This window comes from Pseudomonas sp. HMWF006, from assembly GCF_003061205.1.
GTDB classification, from domain to species: Bacteria; Pseudomonadota; Gammaproteobacteria; order Pseudomonadales; family Pseudomonadaceae; genus Aquipseudomonas; species Aquipseudomonas monsensis.
In genome coordinates, this window is sequence record NZ_QAIU01000016.1 from 1 (window position 1) to 3,541 (window position 3,541).

General features: G+C 60.1%; 2 protein-coding genes and 1 pseudogene. All 3 read left to right on the plus strand.

The genetic code is table 11. The annotated features are described in order from the left end of the window. A pseudogene (locus DBR24_RS00450) lies at positions 1–259 on the plus strand (MFS transporter); the annotation flags it as partial. A gap of 1 nt (position 260) precedes the next feature. Beyond that, entirely contained in the window at positions 261–1,478 is a 1,218-nt protein-coding gene (locus DBR24_RS00455; RefSeq protein ID WP_128613554.1) for a mandelate racemase/muconate lactonizing enzyme family protein, read from the plus strand. Between the two features lie 154 nt (positions 1,479–1,632). Further along, complete coding sequence (locus DBR24_RS00465) at positions 1,633–3,252, plus strand: GMC family oxidoreductase (protein ID WP_128613555.1); 1,620 nt, start codon at positions 1,633–1,635, stop codon at positions 3,250–3,252. Positions 3,253–3,541 lie beyond the last annotated feature (289 nt).

The window sequence follows — 3,541 nt, forward strand, 5'->3', positions numbered from 1 at the left end:
GTACTGGGCGATCCTCGACAGCTGCAACATTCCGCTGCGCATCACCGGCCTGGCCATCGGCATTGTCTCGGTGGTCGGCTACATGCCGGATGCCTTCATTCCGTTGATCAACGGCTACCTCACCGAGCACTTCCCCGGCGCCCTCGGCTACCAGCTGTACTTCGGCTACATCGCCGCCATCGGTCTGATCGGCACCCTGGCTGCCGTGGCCCTGCGCGCCCGAATCAATCGCAAAACTTCAAATAAAGCAGGTGCCTGACATGAAAATCATCGCCCTTGAAACCCATATCGTCGCCGTACCGCCACCGCACGTTGGCGGCATGTACTGGCTGTTCGTCAAGCTCAAGACCGATTGCGGCATCGAAGGCGTGGGCGAGATCTACGCCGCAACCTTCGGCCCGAAAGCCATGCTGCCGATCATCGAAGACGTGTTCGAACGCTATCTGCTCAACCAGGATCCGCACCATATCGAACGCTTCTTCCGTCAGGCCTATTCCAGCGGTTTCACCCAGCGTCCCGACTTGACCATGATGGGGGTGGTCAGTGGTCTGGAAATGGCCTGCTGGGACATCATCGGCAAAGCGGTGAACAAGCCGGTTTACGAGTTGCTCGGCGGCAAGGTCAACGAGCGTCTGCGCTCCTACACCTACCTGTACCCGGTCAACAGCCGTGGCGAATACGACTACGACGACCCGGACCTGGCGGCCGAGTGCGCCGTCGAAAACATGAACAAAGGCTTCACCGCGCTGAAGTTCGATCCGGCCGGCCCGTACACCGCGTACTCCGGGCATCAGATTTCGCTGGAAGTGCTGGAGCGCTGCGAAATCTTCTGCCGCAAGATCCGCGAAGCAGTGGGCAATAAGTGCGACCTGCTGTTCGGGACTCACGGGCAGATGGTGCCGTCGTCGGCGATTCGTCTGGCCAAGCGCCTGGAGAAGTACGACCCGCTGTGGTTCGAAGAACCGGTGCCGCCAGGCCAGGAAGAAGCCATGGCGCAAGTCGCGGCGAAGACCAGCATCCCGATTGCGACCGGTGAGCGCCTGACCACCAAGTACGAATTCTTCAAGCTGTTGCAGGCCGGCGGTGCGTCGATTCTGCAGATGAACGTGGCGCGCTGTGGCGGCCTGCTCGAAGCCAAGAAAATCGCCAGCATGGCCGAGGCCTACTACGCGCAGATCGCCCCGCATTTGTACAACGGGCCGATTGGCGCAGCGGCGAGTTTCCAGCTGGCGACCTGCACCCCGAACTTCCTGATTCAGGAAAGCATCGAGACCTGGGGCGGCTTCCACGCCGAGGTACTGACCAAGCCGTTGCAGTGGGAGGACGGCTACATCATTCCGTCCACCGAGCCGGGCCTGGGCGTCGAGCTGAACATGGAGGTGGTACGCAAGCACTCGCCGTACACCGGCGAGCGCCTGCACCTGCAAATGGCACCTGTGCCAGTTGACGTGAAAGACACATCGCCTGCGCGTGGCTGACACCGTCCCTTTAGGAGTGGGCCTGCTCGCGATGGCGGTGGGTCATCCTCTGAAAGTGGTGACTGATACGACGCCATCGCGAGCAGGCTCGCGCCTACTGGCGATCGCAGTGTCTATTCCGATTTTTGTACAACGACTTACGCGGTAACCGTGCATGACATACGACTACATCATCGCTGGCGCAGGCGCCGCTGGCTGCGTGTTGGCCAATCGGCTCTCGGCCTCCGGGCAATACACGGTGCTGCTGCTGGAAGCGGGCGGCAAAGACAGCTCGCTGTGGTTCAGGATCCCGGTCGGCTTCGCCAAAATGTATTACAACCCGACCTTCAACTGGATGTACTACAGCCAGCCGCAGAAGCAACTGGGCAATCGCGAAATCTACGCCCCGCGCGGCAAGGTGCAGGGTGGTTCCGGCTCGATCAACGCGATGATCTACGTGCGTGGCCAGGCCCACGATTTCGACGATTGGGCGGCCAGCGGCAACGACGGCTGGGGCTTCAAGGACGTGCTGCCGTACTTCCGCAAACTGGAAAATCACCCGCTGGGCGATAGCGAATACCACGGCGGCAGCGGTCCGATCAGCATCACCCCGATGAAGGGCCAGACCCACCCGATCTGCGATGTGTTTCTTGAAGGCTGCTCGCAGCTCGGCTATCCGCGCAGCGACGATTTCAACGGGGCGAAATTCGAGGGTGCAGGTCTTTACGACGTCAACACCAAAAACGGCCAGCGCTGTTCCAGCAGCTTCGCTCATCTGCATCCGGCACTGAGCCGGCCGAACCTGACTGTCGAGCATTACGCACTGGTGGATCGTGTGCTGTTTGACGCAGCACAGCAGCGCGCCAGCGGTATCTCGATTACCCAGCACGGGGTGGTGCGCACGTTTACTGCGCGCAAGGAAGTGATCCTCTGTGCGGGCGCGGTCGATACGCCGAAGATCCTGCAGTTGTCCGGCGTGGCCGATCGCGAGCTGCTCGCCAGGCACCAGATTCCGCTGGTCAAGCACCTGCCAGCGGTGGGCCGCAACCTGCAGGATCACCTGTGCGTCAGCTACTACTACAAGGCCAATATCCCGACGTTGAACGATGAACTGAGTTCGCTGTTCGGCCAGCTAAAGCTCGGCCTCAAATACCTGCTCACCCGCAAGGGCGCGCTGGCCATGAGCGTCAATCAGGCCGGCGGATTTTTCCGTGGCGACCAGCAGCAGGCGCATCCCAACCTGCAGTTGTACTTCAACCCGCTGTCGTACCAGATCCCGAAAAACAACAAGGCCAGTCTCAAGCCGGAGCCGTATTCAGGCTTCCTGCTGTGCTTCAATCCGTGCCGGCCTACCAGTCGCGGGCACGTCGAAATCGCCTCGAAAAATCCACGGGATGCGGCGTTGATCGACCCGAACTACCTGAGCACACAAAAGGACATTGATGAGGTGATCCAGGGCAGTCGCCTGATGCGCAAGATCATGCACGCCCCGGCGCTCAGGAGCATCACCGTCGATGAAGTCTTGCCGGGGCCAGCGGTGGAAACCGATGAGCAGATGTTGCAGTACTTTCGCGACAACTGTGGCTCGATCTATCACCTGTGCGGGTCCTGTGCGATGGGCGCGGACGAGCAGACGTCGGTGGTCGACAAGCGCCTGAAAGTGCATGGTTTCGCAGGGTTGCGGGTCGTCGATGCGTCGATTTTCCCGAATGTGACATCGGGCAATACCCATGCGGCGGTGCTGATGGTCGCGGAGAAGGGCGCGGATCTGATTTTGCAGGATGCGCAGGTTTAGCGGCTGGCGTAATGCGCTGTGACAGATCGCGGCGAGGGACTTTTTCAGCGTGCACTAGGCTTTGATTGCCGGTCACTTATCGGGCCGGCAAGTCTTTCAAGGAGCCACGGATCATGGACGATCTGGTCAAAGAAGTTATTCCGTTGTTGCAGTACCTCATCCCCGGGTTTGTTTCGACCTGGATTTTTTACACGCTCACCGCATTCAAGCGACCTGACACGTTTGGGCAGATTGTGCAGGCGTTGATTTTTACGTTTGTGATTCATGGGGTGGTGTTGGGGGTCGGGGC